Here is a 15,138-nt window from a genome sequence, read left to right as displayed (position 1 = left end):
ATCATGTTGTTACCTCATAATGGTTAATTTTGATCTCTAATATTGATCAGATCACAAACCTGGTAGGCGTTTTGTGGTTAAATTACGACAGACTGTAAAGTTATATGTGATGTTGCCGATAGAGTAATGTCCTCTCCATTTATTCAAAGAAGTGCCTCGAATGAACTTAAAAACACAATCATATTTACTTGCCGGTATCATCTTATCAGCACTTGTTGCTATTACTGTCGTGGGTCTGTGGACGCTGAAAGCATCAAGTACAGCGGATAATGAATCTCGGGTGACCGAGGTGTTTCAAACTACGTATAATTTCATTACTAATATGGAAAAAATGGTCGCATCTGGTGAGCTAGAAGAAAACAAAGCCAAACAAATCGCGATCCAGGTATTGAGAAATAACATCTATAAAGACAACGAATACGTGTACGTTGCTGATGAAAATCTGATGTTCCTTGCTGCGCCACTTGATCCGCAATTACATGGTACGAGCTTTAATGATTTTAAAGACAGTAAAGGTAAAAGTGTTGGTCAGATCTTAACGAATGCAGTGAATCGCCAGCCAAATCAAATCGCCGACTATATTTGGACGCAACGATTGCCTGATGGTTCAGTGGAAGAAAAACACTCTATTGCCGAAAAGACCACGCGTTGGGGTTGGATTGTGGGTACAGGTATTGGCGAGAATGAAGTGAATGCGCGTTTTTGGTCGAGTGCTAAATGGCAATTCGGTTTATGTTTCGTGGTGGCGAGTCTGATTTTTGGACTACTTATGACGGCAATTAAACGTATGATTGCGATTATTGGTGGTGAACCACAAGATGTATTAACTGCGATTCAATCGGTAGCTGATGGTCAAATTAGCACATCATTTAGCGAGTCTGCGCCAAGAGACAGTATTTACGGCGCCGTACAAACAATGAGTATGTCTTTGGGTGAGTTAGTTCAGCATCTTGGGCAGGCGATGAACGCACTAAGCACTGAGTTACACGATGTTGATACACGCGCTAAACAGATGAGCGAATTAACCGAGACCCAACGACAGTCAACGGTGATGATTGCAACGGCAATGACAGAGATGGCGGAATCGGCCAATGGCGTAGCCGACTCTGCCCAAGCGACGGCGCAAAATACCCTTGATGCGGATAAACAAAGTGTCGATACCCATAATTTAATTAACTCGACAGTGAATAATATTCAAGGTCTTGCTGATCAGCTACATACGGCAAGTTCTGCGGTGTCTTCGTTAGATGGCGATGTAAATAACATTACCAAGATTTTAGATGTGATTGGCGACATTGCCGAGCAAACTAACTTGCTCGCATTGAATGCGGCGATTGAAGCGGCGCGTGCGGGTGAGCAAGGCCGCGGTTTTGCGGTTGTTGCTGATGAAGTACGAAACCTAGCTGGGCGAACCCAAAACTGTACCAAAGAAATTCAGCAAATGGTGACGAACCTGCAAATTGGCTCTCGTAATGCGATTTCAACCATGGATATATGTGCTGATACGAGTGCGAGTACCGTCACGGAATCTAAGCATGCATCGGAAGCCTTGGCGCAAATTGTGACTGCGCTAGAAACTATCTCATCGATGAGTCATGAAATTGCCACCGCCGCCGCTGAGCAAAAAGTGGTTGGTGAAGATATTGCCATGCAAGTGAACATGATTGAACAGAGCAGTTGTCAGTTATCGACAACAGTATCGGATGGCGCAGAAAGCTCACAAACCTTGGTGCGATTAACCGCTGATTTAGCCAGTTGGTTGAATAAATTCCAAGTTAAATAATAAAGCAATTACAGTGAATAGCGGGTATTGGTGTTATACCCCTATTTTACTGTGTCATTTCCAAAATTTACGAATGGTTGGTGTTGAAATTTGTACTTTGGGACATGATTTACAGTAACTTAATTTGTCTAAATCTTTTTCCCTATGAATTGTTCTTGCTGCTTGTAACCTCGGGCTCATCCAAATATCTTTTAGTGATGTGTCATGGGCATTTTGAATAATTTCTTCTTCTCGAAAAGCACACTGGAATCGGCAAAGTGGCACATCACCGTTCCAATTTATTTTTAGCTCAAATTTAATAGAGTGGCAGCGTTTATATGGACCGTCAGTAATAATCGGCCTGTTTGGCGTGAAGGTGTTGAAACTCACTACGTCGGAATGTTTAAACCATTTTAGCTTATAAGTGTTTAATTTTTCTGGGTCGTCATTACTAAATTCCACGTTGCGGATCGCGACGATTGGTGTGTTAGAGTGTTTTTTTTCTTTCTCTTCATGGAGTAATTGTACGTTACGTTTGACGGTTGCATAATCGCCGCCGACACGACGTTTTCCATAACTAGCAGCATCAAATCCATCGATAGAAATACCTAAATAATCGATACCTGAATTGATGACTTCATCCGGAGTTAACACTTCTAATAAGGTACCGTTGGTGGTGAACTCGGTTACCACGTTTTGACTTTTGGCAAAGGCTAAAATCTCTTTCAGGTTAGGATGCATTGCAGGCTCTCCTAAACCTACAATTCTTAGCATAGTGCGTTGATGTTGGGCTATTTCACCTATAATGCTAAACACTAATTTAAGATCCATGTAGCCAACAGGACGTGTCATATTATGTGTTCTTGGACAATGTGGGCAGCGAAAATTACAATCGTTGGTCAGTTCAAGCTCAACCGCACTGGGGAATGTAGACTGTAAGAACATGTAGGGATATTTGTTGTAAAATTTAGATCGAATAAAATTAATCGGATTGCCGTGTGAACCATAGTTGCCCATTATTAACTTTTTTATGTAGTTCATCAAAGATACCCAGCGTTGAGGTGTAAGCTAAATCATAGTAGAGGACTGCGATTTTGCTAAGAGCGGCCGTGGTTACTGCACGGAACAATTAACATTGATAACATCGATATCAGTGATGATTTAAAAATTTATCGCGCAGTAAGTTGATCATAGCGCGGGTTTTTTGCGGTAAGAATTGGCGTGAAGAATACACCAAGGTCATGGCAATTTCTGATTGATAAATATCGGGCAGAACATGAATCAACTTTCCTTGTTTAATCTGTTGCTGAACTAAAATCATCGGGAGCAACGCAATACCATGCCCCGATTGTGCCATGCGATTCACTAAGCCCAAATCCTCTGAAATTAAGCGTATATTCAAGCCTTCTGGTAATATGCAAGAATCGTAGTGACTGGTTAAAATAGCATGTTCAAACAGATCGTTCAGACTGTGTGGCATCGGGTGATTTGTCAGGTAATGTGGTGCACAAAACAGGCCTCTTTTAGACGGGAAGAATACTTGCTGGATGTAATCTTCATTAATAATATCGACGACATCAGGCAATAACTGCAAGTCGATATTTTCACGTTTCAAATCGACACTTTCATGTCGATGAATTATTTCTAAGCTGATGTCTGGAAACTGTCGTGCGTAGTCATCTAACAATGCTGCAAAGAGAGTTGAAGCAATAAACGCCGCAGGCACGGCAATACGCAATACGCCTTGCAGGCTTAGTTGTTGATTTTTCAGTAATGAAATAGCTTGGTTTACATCGCTTAATGGCTGATTAATATGTTTATACAGCAGGCGACCATGTTCGGTCAGTTCGATCTGCCGTGTGGTGCGGATAAGTAGTTGGCAACCTAGTGCTTTTTCTAATTCTTGGAGTCGTCGGCTGACCTTGGAACGCTGTAATCCATGGGCTTGTGCCGCAGCGCTAATACCGCCATGTCTTACTGTTAATATGAATAAGTACAGATCATCCATCGATGCTTTCATTGATTGTCCTATTATTAGTCGAGCTATTATTCATTAACGCATTACTCATTGTCCTACTTATGAGACGCAAGTGCCATATTAATTGTTGTATTTAATCAAGTCGAATATTTCTATAATCCCCCACTGTTTTATTCGTCATCGGAAATTTATATGTCTCATACCCAGTCCGCTTTTCGTCGTTGGATGTGTCGCCTTATTGTCTTGTTCATTGTATTCATGGCTTACATCATAGTGGCCGATAGATACGCCCCGTTAACCACCGAGAGTCGAGTTTATGGTTATGTGGTGCAATTAGCGCCGGAAGTATCTGGGCCGATTATCGATGTTGCGATCAACAATAATCAGCATGTGGAAAAGGGCCAGCTGTTGTTTCGTATTAATAATAGCAAATACAGCATCGCGGTAAACAAGGCCAACGTGGCATTACAACAAGCGTATGAGCAACAAACATCCTTGTATGCGCAGGTCGAAGCGGCCATCGCAAATACCGCCAGCAGTAATGCCAATTACAACAATGCGGCGGCGGAATATAAACGTATCAGCAAGCTGGCTAAAAAACACCTGGTGTCCGTGTCTATGCAGGATAGTGCTTATGCCAAATATCAAGCGGCGCGCTCGACACTGCATGCGGCTAAACAACAAACCCTCGCAATTAAAGCCCAATTGGGTACGGGAGTGGGTGACAGCTCATTGGTGATGGCGGCTAAGAATAACCTTGCGCAAGCGACATTAGATTTATCCCACACCAACATCTATGCACCGAACACGGGCGTGATCACGAATCTGCAATTAGAAGTCGGCGCGATGGCCACTGCGAATCAACCGATGCTGACGTTTATTTCCAGCGATTCGCTGTGGGTAGCTGCTGATTTTCGTGAAAAAGCCACGACATTAATCAGTAAAACCTCCGCTGCTTATGTCACTTATGATGCGCTGCCGGGGCAAGTATTTAACTTCACTGTCGCCAGTCGTGACTTTGGTGTGGCGTCGGCGCAGCAAACCGCCAGTGGTCAATTAACCTCGGTGGAAGTCAGCAATCGTTGGGTGCGAGATGCGCAGCGTATACGCGTGAATCTTGCCAGTGAGCAAGCTATCCCGAGCCAGCTATTTGTCGGCTCGCGCGCCACAGTGGTGCTTTACCCTACCAATAATGTGTGGTGGCAAACTTTGGCAAGTCTGCAGATCAAGCTTGCTGGTTTACTGCATTATATTTATTAAGGCCACTGGGTTTATTAAGACTGCATGGGTTTATTCGGCCGAGTCAGTGTATTCGATCGATTTAGTTTAACGGGGAGGGGATGATGAAAACGATGCGACTTTGGTTTGCATGTGTATTTGGTTTAGCGCTAAGTATGGTTTTTGGTTGGTCGTATGGTTTTTTTGCTGCACTACTGCCGGTATTTATAATTGCCCGTACAGATGATTGGCATTGCAGTTTAATCAATCAAATGGTGTTCGGCATTATTTTAGTCACGCTGGAAGTGAATTTCATTTCGGGTTTTTTACAAGCGTATCCTTGGTTGATGACAGTGGCCGTGGCCATTTTATTTTTGAGTAAGTGTATCGCCATGACCAAACCAAGCAGTTATTTGTTTGGTTTTACAGGATTGCTGGTGGGCTCGATTGCACTTAATTTTATCAGTTATCCGAGCTTTGATATTGAAGACTTCACGGTCACGCTTTGGGTCAGTGCCTTTGCTATTTATCCTATTTGTGCACTCGCGTATTTTTTATTTCCGGAACCTGTAAACCTAAAGGTGGTGAAGCCACATGCCGCGGCTGCGGTACCGCACGATCACATCGGTGTATTACGACAAGCTGCAATGGGGTGGACCATCGCCATGTTGGCTTTTTTAATCTTTCAGTTTGCGGATCTGAGTGACTCGATTTCAGCGCAAGCGTCTATTTTTATTGTGTTAACACCGATGACTTTCCTTGGTTCCATGGCGGTAGCAAAAATTCGCATCAGCGGTACATTGCTGGGTTGTGTGGCGGGCATGGCGATCCAATTAGCTTTATCAAGTTGGGCGAATAATGGATTATTATTTTTAATGGCCTTTGCGATAGCAGCTGGTTTTTTTGCTTGGCTAATCGCCATGGGTGGGGTTAAATCTGGGCTTGGGTTCTCGGCGTTGAGCGCATTAGCAGTGCCTCTGACAACCGCTTTTCAGCCTGGGCAACAAGATGCATTCTTCTCTATTGTCTATCGTTTTAGCTCTATCACCTTTGCGGTAATACTGACCTCGCTGGCAATATGGTTGACTCATTGCGTGCTAGTGAGAGTGATTAAAGCGTGACATCGTTATCGGTGTCGCTATCTTTTATTTTTACTGAAAAAAAATCAGACTACAATTATCGTTAACGTAGAATATTACGTAGAAAAGAATACGTAGAAAATAATACATCGTAAAATTTACATAAAAAATAGTGAGATAGAAGCTTTTTAAGCTGGGCATTCATTATTTTGCAATTAAGCTTATAGTACTAAGTATTTTATAAGGCATAATATTACAAATCTCTCATCGAGAGTGAAAACAGCTAACAGATAGTTCGAAAATTTAACCGAGAGAGAAAATGGATTTTACTGCGTTTAAAAGAAATACAGGGTTTAAAATAAACAATATATCTAAAATAAATAGTGGTTTTACGCTCATTGAATTGGTCATTACGATTGTTGTTTTAGGTGTGCTGTCTGCAACGGCCGTCCCGCGTTTTATCGATTTAAAAGATGATGCAAAAAAAGAAACGGTTGAAAACTTTCACGGTAGCCTGAAATCAACAGTGCGATTGCTGCATATGAAGGCTCAAATTGACAATATATTGGGTGATAATGTCACCATCGCAACAGACTATGGGGATTATCAGTTTTATCGTGGTTATCCAGAAACGAAAAGTGAAGCGACAACGCCACATGCCTATTTTATTGAAACGTTTATGGAGTTAGGTGTGCCGCTGGATGTGACAATAGCGAGCGGCAATCGCACCGCAACCTATGCTGAAATCACGGTTTATGAAGACAATGACTTCTCGCGTATTGGTTATGGCACTGGGGATTTGAGTAAGGATTTCTGTTATGCCGAATATCACCATACCGATAAAACTCAATTGTTTAGCTTAGAAACGACGGGTTGTTAATTTTGATAAAGGTCGGATAAGCAATGAATAACAGATGTACTTGGTGTGGAGACGACCCGTTATATGTGACTTATCATGATGAAGAGTGGGGCGTAGCAGTTCATGATGAACAACGCTTATTTGAATTCTTGATTTTGGAAGGCGCGCAAGCGGGATTAAGTTGGATAACAATACTGAGGAAACGCGAGAATTACCGACTGGCTCTGGATCAGTTTGATTATAAGCTGATAGCTAAGTATAACGAAGACGACGTTAACTGCTTACTCGGGAATGAAGGGATTGTGCGTAATAAGTTAAAAATTCGCTCTGTGATAAAAAATGCCCAAGGTTTTTTAAATATCCAAGCCGAATTTGGTTCGTTCGATGCGTATATTTGGGGTTTTGTTAATGGCGTGACGCTGCAAAATAATTTACCTTCACTGGCTGCAACACCGGCTAAAACTGACATCTCAGAAGCCATGAGCAAAGATTTAAAAAAGCGTGGTTTTAACTTTGTCGGCCCGACGATTTGCTATGCGTTTATGCAAGCAACCGGTATGGTTAACGATCACACCACCGATTGCTTCCGTCATCAACAAGTGCAGCTTTAATTTATTTACTTGTCAACTCAGCTGATTTAGTTTTGGTCAACAAGTTCGGTGGGCTAATTAATGCCGACTTCCCCGCAAGCGTCGCTAAACCTACCCAGATAAGACTCATTCCTGCAGCCAGCGTTAATGGCATATCCCAGCTGCTTGTTGCTTCATGCATTGACCCAAAAATAATGGGGCTGGTCGCGGCAAATAAATAACCGATACATTGTGCCATGCCAGATAATGACGCGGCTTGATGTGAGTTATGTGTGCGCAGGCCGACAAAAGATAATCCGAGAATAAAACCACCACCACAGCTAAAGCCGAGTAATGTCACCCAAATGACAGCGTGTTGATGCATCATCAGTAAACCTGTAATGCCAATGAAAGCCAATATAGTCATCGCTAACCCTAGGGTGCGTTTGTCTTTTACTTTTGCCATTAATGGGATCAGTACCAGTGCTGGTGCTGCTGATGCCAATTGTAAAACACCGTGAATGTAGCCTGCGTCGTGCTCTGAATAACCATAGCTGACTAAGATGCTAGGTAACCAGGCAATGAAGGCATACATAATAAATGAGTTGAACGCCAAGAACCCTGACACGTGCCAAGCTGCTTTGTCGCGCCACATATAACTGTGGCTATCAATATCCGGTGTATCAGCGGCGGGTTTGGTGTGGTTACTTAACTGTGGTAACCAAATTAACATGGTGATAATTGGCAAGATAATAGTACCCGCCAGTGCAAATGCCCAGTTAGGGATAAAAGTGACATTTAGGCTATCAGCGACGTTCAGCATAGGTATTGTAGTGCTAGCACTGAGTGTTGCACCTACGCCCATGGTAAGCACATAAATCGCGGTTAACGTCGGACCTTGATTCGGGAAGTCGCGCTTTAATAAACTCGGTAGGAGTACGTTACCGATAGCAATACCGATGCCGATAACACAGGTGCCTAAATACAAGGTGAGGCTTGAGCCTGCCGAACGTAGGACTATACCACTGGTGATTGCCACGAGTGCCAACATCAAGGATGGTTCAAGGCCAATTCTGCGGGCTAACGCCGAGGACAGTGGTGAGAAAATAGCAAATGCCAGCAGTGGTAATGTGGTCAGCATACCGGCTTGTGTGGCCGATAAATTGAGATCGTTAGAGATAAAATCTAAGATCGGTCCTATACCGGTAATGGGGCCGCGTAAGTTACTGGCGATGAGTAAAATACTGATTATGAGCAATATAGGGTGAGCAATATTGGGTTTATTATCTTGTGGCATGAGTTTGTCCTCTGAAGCGATGGCTTATATTACCCATTCCCAATCAATCTGAATTTATGTATATTGACAATTTGTTGCTAAAAACAGCCATTATGAAACTACTTCACTATTCAATTAAGTCACTATGCAATTAGGCCACTATGCAACTACCTCACTATAAAATAGGTTTCGATTCGGACAGATATACCGAAAGTGTCAATGCTCTGCGGACATCGGGCCTGGAAAGAGCCTATGAAATGCCAGTTCATCAACATGTGAAATGTCAGTTAGTGATGCCATTAACCGGTTTTGTTCGCTGTTCAATTGCCGATGCAATCTGGATGGTACCGGCTAACTGTGCCGTTTGGATCCCAAGCCAAGTACCGCACAGTAATCATATTTCTATCAGTGATGATGTATGCATGTTATTTGTGGATCCTGAAGTGGTGGGAATACCAGATAAAATTTGTACCTTGTCTATCTCACCGTTATTACGCGAGTTAATTATTAGTTTGGCGAGTAAAGATCAACATTACTCAGCGGATGAAAGTACCGTGAGATTGGCGCAAGTATTGATTGATGAACTTATTGGTATGCCTAAAGAACATTTCGACTTTCCTATTCCAGCAGAGCCAAGGCTTAATCAGATTGCTAATCAACTATTAGTTAATCCTGCCGATCGTAAAACGGTGGGGGAGTGGGCGGCGTTATACGCCATGAGTGAAAGAACATTTTCTCGCTTAGTGAAACAAGAAATCGGCATGACTTTTGGGCGTTGGCGTGGGCAACTTCATCTGGTAATGGCGTTGCAAAAGTTGTCGTCAAATGAATCGGTACAACGTATATCAGAAGATTTAGGTTATGAATCTGTTAGTGCGTTTATTACTTTTTTCAAAAAGACCTTAGGCAAGCCACCTAAACAGTATATGCGGCTTGCAGTATCATGATGTTATCGCGGTGCCTAAAAAAACCTATTAAAACAGGCGATTAATCCAACCATATTGTATTTTTTGATGACAGCATAACCAGATAAATTGATTGCAGGTATAAGGACAACCGTGACTTGTCAGTATGCTCAGCTGATTTTCATCCAACAAGTATTCTGGAATATAAGCCAGCCAGTGTTGGGTTTTTAATAAACTAGCTAATGCCGAAATGGTATCCACGCGCGCCACAATTCGCCTTGCAAAGGCTTCATCATGCCAGCCATCATTACTTAATAAACTGCCGGTATCACCATAAATATTACTCGATGGCACAATAAATCCATATTCAAGGATCTCGGTAATAGGGATCGCAGACTCTCGTTTTGCTAAGGGGTGGCTTGAGTTACAGGCTAATACAAATTTAACCTGAGCTAATAACTTGGTTTTAATACCCTGAATTTGAGGTGGTTCACCATTTGTCGCCACCAACGCGAGATCGACCTGATAGCGTAACAAGCTATCAACTCCAGGATCCTTAAACGTCGCTAAGGTGAGTTCATGATCATATTCTTGCAGCGGGGCAACTAAAGCGGGAAGATAATGATTTAACAACCCATCGGCACCGCTAATACGCATATGGGTGCGCTGTGGTTGACCTAGTTCCAACTCGATATCATGGTTGATATTTAATAATTCATTACTGCGTGCTAACAACGTTTTACCCGCTGGAGACAACTGCCAACCTTTACCTATTCGCACAAACAATGCTTGTTGATAATAACTTTCTACCCGGCGGACGACTTTTGATAACGTGCCCGGTTGCATATTTAAATGTAATGCTGCTTCTCGCAGACTTAAGTAACCAGCAACTTGCACAAATAGTTTTAAATCTTCGATTTTCATATAGATTCCAATATGGAAACAATCATCTATAAATCGTTTACCAATAGTATTTGTGAGCAGCGTATCATAGCTGCAATAGATTAGGAGATCTTATGCCACGTTTTAGCCCACTGATTACTGATTCATTTACATTAAAAAACCGTTTAGTCGTGCCGCCTATGGCATCGCAAACAGCCGACCTAGAGGGTTTAGCGACGTTGGATACCTTGACACATTATGCCAATTTGGCTAAATCAGGCGCGAGTTTAGTTATGGTTGAATACAGCTTTGTCTCTCTGGCTGGACGCAGTGAAGCAAATCAATTAGGTGCACATGATGATCGCTGTATTGCGGGACTGGCAGAAATAGCCAACATTATTCATCAAGCTGGTGCCAAAGCGGCATTGCAATTGACTCACTGTGGCGGTAAAGACAGTAGTGGCACTAGTGTTGATTTAATGGGGCCTGCCGGTATTACCGTGCCAGCTTATGACCGAGAGTTACCCTTACCACGGGCAATGACGATGGACGATATTGCGGATTGGCAACAAGATTTTGTGCATGCCGCGCTTAGGGCTGAACAGGCTGGGTTTGATTTTGTCGAGTTACATTGTGCGCATGGTTATGGGTTAAACCAATTCTTATCCCCGATCACCAATCAAAGAACAGATAAACATGGCGGCACGTTAATCAATCAAGCGCGCTTGATCACCGACATCATCACTGACATCAGTCAGCAGGCGCCGAAATTAAAATTGATGGTGCGGATCCCCGGACAAGATCTCTATCCCGGTGGTCTGAGTCAAACTGATATGGTAGACGCTGCACAACTTATGGTTACAGCTGGCGTGGATATATTAAACATTTCATCTGGTATTGGCGGTTGGACGCGACCTAAAAATAGGCGTGGGCAAGGGTATTTAATTAATGAATCCCAATATATGAAACAGGCTAATTTAGGCGTGCCTATTATCGGTGTTGGTGGTATTGAAGAAGGCGATTATATTGATACTGCGATTGAAAACGACTGGTTAGATCTCGCCGCAGTGGGTAGATCTATACTTAAAAATCCTGCTGATTTTTATGCCTGTCAAATGATTAAAATAAACGGATAAACGGATAAACGGATAAACGGATAAACAGAGGTTAACCCGTTTGCATTGTCGACTCGATAAACAAACGGGCAATATGAACAGTCGTGGTTTATATTTTCGCCATTTATTTTTTAAATACCAGATTGATATTAACTGGCACTGCGTCTGAAAGCGCAAGACCACCTACGGTTGCTGCTAGCTTGGTCAAGTTAGCCGCTGGAATAGAAAAGTCACTGGCTTTAACGATCACGGGTGTATACGAACTGACGATAATAGCATTGTCTGTTTTAGTGATGATAACCGGAAAGTTAAATATCTTTTTATTGCCATAGAAAGACACTTCTGCAGGCACGATCATTTTTGAAATTGGCTGGGTTAACGACGCTAAATCAAACTGTCCGCTAATCATGATGACTGGGTTTTCAGACGCATCAAAAAACAATGAGTTAAGGCGCTCATTACGGATGGAAACACCTGTGTCTACGTTTTCTACTGGTACGATAACCGCAAATCTACCCTGCTCATCTAGACTGCCAGTTAACCCCGTGATCGTTGCTGGTTCGACGACATATTGTTTTTTTATGGTAGCAAAACTGAGTGATGACAAATCTGTTTCTACATTAAACTTGTCTGTAGCAAATGATTGAAATGACAATAATGCCAGTGATAAAAGCAGTGTTTTTTTCATGTTTATTTTCCTTAATTAACGTTATTTAAAACTTAAAGTCGTATTCATCATAGCGTGATAAATAGTTTGATTCATCACGCTTTTATCACGTTGTTATTAACGCGTCATGGTCACTTGCTATTAGCGTTGCTGGCAGCTTGGCTTTATTGATTAAATGAGCATGGCTACTGAGTAGTTTTTTTAATTTTGGGGTGATGATATTTTCACAAAATGGCCGTTGTGGATCGCTGTAGTAATAATTTTGCATGGACTCATCTGACAATTTGAATTGGTTAAGTGTATAGGCACGGGTAATGAGCGGTTGTTCAAACTCATCTTGCAATAAAGCTAAGTTGTGTTTTATTTCGGTGATTTGATAAGGCTCCATCGCATAGACGGCGCTGCGATATTTATCCCGCATTGAATGGATTTTTGTGCTGCTGTGGGTATGCAAATGAATAGCGATGAGATTTTTTAAACTGATCACGTCGGGCATGTAAGAAACAATAATACCTTCTGAAAACCAATCATCGTCAGCAAATGAAGATATCCAGCCTTGTTCTACTTTCGTCACGCCACGTAGTGACAAAAAGATCGCTTCTGTACACCAATAACAGGTGCCACTGAGGCCGATTTTTTTGCCTATGGTGTTTGTATCACTATCTATAGAACTGCTTGTTGTAGAGTCTATTACACTATTCATTGCATTATTTATTGTACTAGCCATTATACTTCCTTGTATGCGCCTATCTTTTATTACGGTTATCCGTCTGCCTTGCCAATTAATGCGAGATAAGACGTTAAGCTAGTTAATTATGGACTATAAAAAAGCTTCATAGCTAGGCCTATGTGATTATTTTTTATAAATTTGCTTGGTTTTTACAACTCCAAGCGGAAATAATTTTCGCACGCCTTGGCGCAACGCATTATCAGCTTGTAAAGCCACATCTCTAACACCCTGATCGGGTCGGCCGCGAAATGAGGTGACATGGAATTTATCTGTGGGTTTAAGCGCATTATCTGAAAAGTAATAATTTGATACACAGGTTCTATTTTTATCAGCGGTGATAGGGCTAACAGAGTGCCATGATCCGTCATGTGTCGCCATGACGATTAGTCGATTGAATACACTCTCTATGGTAAGTTGTTTATTCTCGATACCGTCGGGCCAGAGTTCTAAATTACCGCCGTTAGCCTGCTGCCAATCTGGCGTGACATAATATAATAGATTGAGAACGCGCCATTGTTTACGGTCTTTTTCGTGTGAATTGTCTAAATGAGGATTCAAGAACTGACCTTGGTGCATTAATGAAATACCCCCTGCATAGAGATTTTCATCGGCGTAGAGACTCTCAATACCACAAATGTTTTTAACGAGGCTAAGAATACGCGGGTCTTGAAATGCAAAAATAGCTTCTTCTAACAAGGGGTCATGGTTATTCATTTGCGCCGTGACGTATTTATATTCTCTCAGGTTATATTTACCACCCACTAACATCATGTCGTTATAGTGAGGAAATACAGAGTATATTTTTGTGGCTAAATCAACGGGCAAAAAGTTATCAATATAGAAGTGACCAATACGGCTGACTGAGTCATCATACATTGCTTTGATCGTATCAGCTTGTTCAGTTAGCTTATCAATAATTAAGTCTGCAATATCGAGTCTGTTCATCGTACACCTACCATTTAACCACGTTTGATACACATTTTAGCACATCATAAAAAACCCATAAGCGACATTTCCGTTCGATAAATTACACCGTCACTATTTAATGAATATTTAATTAATAAGTTCAGAGAGTTAAGTTTTAAAATCACGACAAAGAAAAATTACGTTATGATGGTGACTGATTACTTTGTATGGCGAGTGCCCTTTGAATAACTACAAATTATTACCGGCGTTAATTTCAATATTACAAACGCGTAATTTGACCGCGTCGGCACGACAACTCAATGTTACCCAATCGGCGATAAGTAAAACCCTCACGCAGATCCGCGCGGCATTTCATGACAAGATCGTGATTCGAGAAGGTAATCAATTTGTACTAACGCGTAAGGGGGAAGAATTAAAAGCGCAGTTACCGCTATTGATGCAGACCTTGGATAATTTGTATTTACCGAGTGTGGTGGATCCGAGTCAGTGCTCACGCCAATTTACTCTTGCCTCGAGTGATTATGTAGCGCAAGCGATCTTGCCGTCGATATGTTGTGAACTCGCTGTCAATGCGGCTTGTGCCAGCGTGGAATATCAGCTTTGGCATAAAGACAAGCTGACCGAGTTAGCTGACATGCCGTTAGATCTAGTCAGTACCATTACCGATAATGTGCCTGAAAACTTGCATGGTAAAACGATTGGTGAAGATCAGCTGGTGGTCGTGTGCCGTCCTCAGCATCCCTTGTGTCAGACTAATGATCTATCGGTGACCGAGTACATTAATGCCAAGCATGTTTTGATCAGTGGCGGTGGCGATAAAGACAGTCCGGTCGATTTGGCATTATTAGCGCTGGGTGAGCAGCGTCAGGTGTTTGCTTCGGTACCTTTTTTCCAAGCGGCGATTGAGCTGTTATTAAAAACCGATACCTTGCTGACGACACCATTACATATCGCGGCAGACTTTGCGCAAACATACGATCTTCGGATCATGACACTGCCGATCGATCTGAAACCACAGCAGTATTATTTGTTGTGGCATGCCAAACACCATCAAGATCCAGAGCATACTTGGTTTAGAGAACTGTGTTATCCCTTCTTAAAAAATCATCTTGAACGCACAAAGGCACAAGGTATGAAATTACTTCATGGTGATAAGTATTAAATGCAACTT

Annotated in this window: 15 protein-coding genes; 8 read left to right on the top strand and 7 right to left on the bottom strand. The window is 42.1% G+C overall.

The features are described 5' to 3' along the window. Nucleotides 1-160 precede the first annotated feature (160 nt). Entirely contained in the window at nt 161-1,783 is a 1,623-nt protein-coding gene (locus tag A923_RS0115920; protein ID WP_017222682.1) for a methyl-accepting chemotaxis protein, read from the top strand. Nucleotides 1,784-1,837: 54 nt separating this feature from the next. Here A923_RS0115920 and A923_RS0115915 read toward each other — a convergent pair whose 3' ends face one another. Continuing rightward, nucleotides 1,838-2,707: a radical SAM/SPASM domain-containing protein gene (locus A923_RS0115915; protein WP_192810698.1), complete on the bottom strand. Its 870-nt coding sequence runs from the start codon at nt 2,705-2,707 to the stop codon at nt 1,838-1,840. Nucleotides 2,708-2,912: 205 nt separating this feature from the next. Continuing rightward, a complete protein-coding gene (locus A923_RS0115910) occupies nt 2,913-3,782 on the bottom strand; it encodes a LysR family transcriptional regulator (protein ID WP_017222680.1) in 870 nt (289 codons plus the stop codon). A 150-nt stretch (nt 3,783-3,932) separates the two neighbouring features. Between A923_RS0115910 and A923_RS0115905 the strand changes: the two genes are divergently transcribed. From A923_RS0115905 to A923_RS0115890, 4 genes are all read left to right on the top strand, one after another. Beyond that, on the top strand, nt 3,933-5,000 hold the full coding sequence (locus A923_RS0115905; RefSeq protein WP_017222679.1) for an HlyD family secretion protein: 1,068 nt from the start codon (nt 3,933-3,935) through the stop codon (nt 4,998-5,000). A gap of 80 nt (nt 5,001-5,080) precedes the next feature. Further along, a complete protein-coding gene (locus tag A923_RS0115900; protein WP_202800850.1) occupies nt 5,081-6,079 on the top strand; it encodes a DUF2955 domain-containing protein in 999 nt (332 codons plus the stop codon). 277 nt (nt 6,080-6,356) lie between these two features. After that, on the top strand, nt 6,357-6,917 hold the full coding sequence (locus A923_RS0115895) for a type II secretion system protein (RefSeq protein WP_017222677.1): 561 nt from the start codon (nt 6,357-6,359) through the stop codon (nt 6,915-6,917). A 23-nt stretch (nt 6,918-6,940) separates the two neighbouring features. Further along, nucleotides 6,941-7,507, top strand: coding sequence for a DNA-3-methyladenine glycosylase I (locus A923_RS0115890; protein ID WP_017222676.1), 567 nt, complete (start codon nt 6,941-6,943; stop codon nt 7,505-7,507). A gap of 1 nt (nt 7,508) precedes the next feature. Here A923_RS0115890 and A923_RS0115885 read toward each other — a convergent pair whose 3' ends face one another. Further along, nucleotides 7,509-8,762, bottom strand: a complete 1,254-nt coding sequence (locus A923_RS0115885) for a CynX/NimT family MFS transporter (RefSeq protein ID WP_017222675.1) — start codon at nt 8,760-8,762, stop codon at nt 7,509-7,511. 236 nt (nt 8,763-8,998) lie between these two features. On the opposite strand from A923_RS0115885, the gene A923_RS0115880 reads away from it, so the two are divergent. Then, nucleotides 8,999-9,688 carry an AraC family transcriptional regulator gene (locus A923_RS0115880; protein WP_017222674.1) on the top strand — a complete coding sequence of 230 codons (690 nt, stop codon included), beginning with the start codon at nt 8,999-9,001 and terminating at the stop codon, nt 9,686-9,688. A gap of 27 nt (nt 9,689-9,715) precedes the next feature. Here the strand turns inward: A923_RS0115880 and A923_RS0115875 are convergent, their stop codons facing one another. After that, nucleotides 9,716-10,570 (bottom strand): LysR family transcriptional regulator, encoded by an 855-nt coding sequence (locus A923_RS0115875; protein WP_017222673.1) that lies wholly within the window; start codon nt 10,568-10,570, stop codon nt 9,716-9,718. Between the two features lie 92 nt (nt 10,571-10,662). On the opposite strand from A923_RS0115875, the gene A923_RS0115870 reads away from it, so the two are divergent. Next, nucleotides 10,663-11,664, top strand: a complete 1,002-nt coding sequence (locus tag A923_RS0115870; RefSeq protein ID WP_017222672.1) for an NADH:flavin oxidoreductase — start codon at nt 10,663-10,665, stop codon at nt 11,662-11,664. A 103-nt stretch (nt 11,665-11,767) separates the two neighbouring features. On the opposite strand, the gene A923_RS0115865 is transcribed toward A923_RS0115870, so the two are convergent. From A923_RS0115865 to A923_RS0115855, 3 genes are all read right to left on the bottom strand, one after another. Further along, nucleotides 11,768-12,331, bottom strand: a complete 564-nt coding sequence (locus A923_RS0115865) for a YceI family protein (protein ID WP_017222671.1) — start codon at nt 12,329-12,331, stop codon at nt 11,768-11,770. A gap of 85 nt (nt 12,332-12,416) precedes the next feature. Then, on the bottom strand, nt 12,417-13,037 hold the full coding sequence (locus A923_RS0115860) for a peptide-methionine (S)-S-oxide reductase (protein ID WP_017222670.1): 621 nt from the start codon (nt 13,035-13,037) through the stop codon (nt 12,417-12,419). A 126-nt stretch (nt 13,038-13,163) separates the two neighbouring features. Beyond that, nucleotides 13,164-13,985, bottom strand: coding sequence for a 2OG-Fe(II) oxygenase (locus A923_RS0115855; RefSeq protein WP_017222669.1), 822 nt, complete (start codon nt 13,983-13,985; stop codon nt 13,164-13,166). Between the two features lie 202 nt (nt 13,986-14,187). Here A923_RS0115855 and A923_RS0115850 point away from each other — a divergent pair, with 202 nt between their 5' ends. Next, nucleotides 14,188-15,129, top strand: a complete 942-nt coding sequence (locus A923_RS0115850) for a LysR family transcriptional regulator (RefSeq protein WP_017222668.1) — start codon at nt 14,188-14,190, stop codon at nt 15,127-15,129. Nucleotides 15,130-15,138: the final 9 nt, after the last annotated feature.

It is taken from the genome of Moritella dasanensis ArB 0140 (genome assembly GCF_000276805.1).
GTDB lineage: Bacteria > Pseudomonadota > Gammaproteobacteria > Enterobacterales > Moritellaceae > Moritella > Moritella dasanensis.
This window is presented reverse-complemented; position numbering and strand designations above follow the sequence as displayed.

What these genes read in the sequence shown, in the direction of transcription:
- A923_RS0115895 (WP_017222677.1), top strand. Translation starts at nt 6,357, where the DNA reads ATGGATTTTACTGCGTTTAAAAGAAATACAGGGTTTAAAATAAACAAT.
- A923_RS0115860 (WP_017222670.1), bottom strand. Translation starts at nt 13,037, where the DNA reads ATGGCTAGTACAATAAATAATGCAATGAATAGTGTAATAGACTCTACA.
- A923_RS0115920 (WP_017222682.1), top strand. Translation starts at nt 161, where the DNA reads ATGAACTTAAAAACACAATCATATTTACTTGCCGGTATCATCTTATCA.
- A923_RS0115915 (WP_192810698.1), bottom strand. Translation starts at nt 2,707, where the DNA reads ATGTTCTTACAGTCTACATTCCCCAGTGCGGTTGAGCTTGAACTGACC.
- A923_RS0115855 (WP_017222669.1), bottom strand. Translation starts at nt 13,985, where the DNA reads ATGAACAGACTCGATATTGCAGACTTAATTATTGATAAGCTAACTGAA.
- A923_RS0115875 (WP_017222673.1), bottom strand. Translation starts at nt 10,570, where the DNA reads ATGAAAATCGAAGATTTAAAACTATTTGTGCAAGTTGCTGGTTACTTA.
- A923_RS0115885 (WP_017222675.1), bottom strand. Translation starts at nt 8,762, where the DNA reads ATGCCACAAGATAATAAACCCAATATTGCTCACCCTATATTGCTCATA.
- A923_RS0115870 (WP_017222672.1), top strand. Translation starts at nt 10,663, where the DNA reads ATGCCACGTTTTAGCCCACTGATTACTGATTCATTTACATTAAAAAAC.
- A923_RS0115890 (WP_017222676.1), top strand. Translation starts at nt 6,941, where the DNA reads ATGAATAACAGATGTACTTGGTGTGGAGACGACCCGTTATATGTGACT.
- A923_RS0115880 (WP_017222674.1), top strand. Translation starts at nt 8,999, where the DNA reads ATGCCAGTTCATCAACATGTGAAATGTCAGTTAGTGATGCCATTAACC.
- A923_RS0115910 (WP_017222680.1), bottom strand. Translation starts at nt 3,782, where the DNA reads ATGAAAGCATCGATGGATGATCTGTACTTATTCATATTAACAGTAAGA.
- A923_RS0115865 (WP_017222671.1), bottom strand. Translation starts at nt 12,331, where the DNA reads ATGAAAAAAACACTGCTTTTATCACTGGCATTATTGTCATTTCAATCA.
- A923_RS0115900 (WP_202800850.1), top strand. Translation starts at nt 5,081, where the DNA reads ATGATGAAAACGATGCGACTTTGGTTTGCATGTGTATTTGGTTTAGCG.
- A923_RS0115905 (WP_017222679.1), top strand. Translation starts at nt 3,933, where the DNA reads ATGTCTCATACCCAGTCCGCTTTTCGTCGTTGGATGTGTCGCCTTATT.